This is a genomic window from Paenibacillus sp. LHD-38 (assembly GCF_031157315.1).
Classification (GTDB): Bacteria; Bacillota; Bacilli; order Paenibacillales; family Paenibacillaceae; genus Pristimantibacillus.
Map to the genome: position 1 here is coordinate 1 of NZ_JAVIFU010000139.1, position 929 is coordinate 929.

General features: G+C 48.4%; 1 protein-coding gene. It reads right to left on the reverse strand.

Annotation, left to right across the window (positions count from 1 at the left end):
- Nucleotides 1-82 precede the first annotated feature (82 nt).
- On the reverse strand, nt 83-929 hold an 847-nt coding region (locus tag RCO25_RS34615; RefSeq protein ID WP_309000573.1), incomplete at its 5' end, for a reverse transcriptase domain-containing protein.

Consider the following 929-nt stretch of genomic DNA (forward strand, 5'->3'; position numbering starts at 1 on the left):
AAATCGAGTAGGCCTATGCGCATGCGCATAGGCCTCTCACAGATCCGGACATGCGGGTCGTCGCATCCGGCTCCTCCAGTGATTATCCCCTCTGGGGATGAAGTTCCTTGTAAATAGCATAAAGACTGCATAGCCCGATTTCTTCAAACCACTTGTTTGGCATCGCATATTGGGCGTACGTAGAATGCGAGCTTCTCCACACTGTCATGCGTAGCCCCGGCAGTTCTTTGTTGTCCCATCCTCGCCTCCGCATTTCCCGATGGAGTTTTCTAACTTTCTTCCAGCTTCGCAGTTGAATGGCTCGGATTCTTCGCCTTATCCAGCTATCCAAGTCCCGGAATCTCCTCTGTACTTCTCCTGTTCCGAAGTAATTTCCCCATCCTCTCAGATAAGGATTGATCACTTTCTTCACCAGTACTTGTACATTCACCGTTTGATTCCGTCTCGTTATCTCTTTCACCCGTTCTTTGAATTTCGTCATGGCTTTATCCGATGGTGTCATTCGTTTCCCCGGTTTAAATTCATGCCCTAGAAAAACGAATGACTCCCTTTTGCTGTTGACGATTTTCGTTTTCTCTGGATGTACCTTCAGTCCCATCTCTTTTTCTAGTAGCTTGATGACGGACCTTAGTACTCGCTCTGCGCCTTTTTGCGTTCTGCAACAAATGACAAAGTCATCTGCGTAACGCGTCAGTCGGTGACCTCGCTCGGTCATGGCTTTATCCAGTGGATGAAGATAGATGTTAGCTAGTAAGGGACTGATGACCCCTCCTTGCGGCGTTCCCTGTTCATTCCTATGGAAGCTGCCGCCTTCCAAGATTCCGGCCTTCAAGAATTTCTCCACCAATGACAGCACGCTTCCATCCACAACCGTTTCCTTCACCATCGTGATGAGGTTCTCATGCGGGATGGTGTCGAAATACGATTTT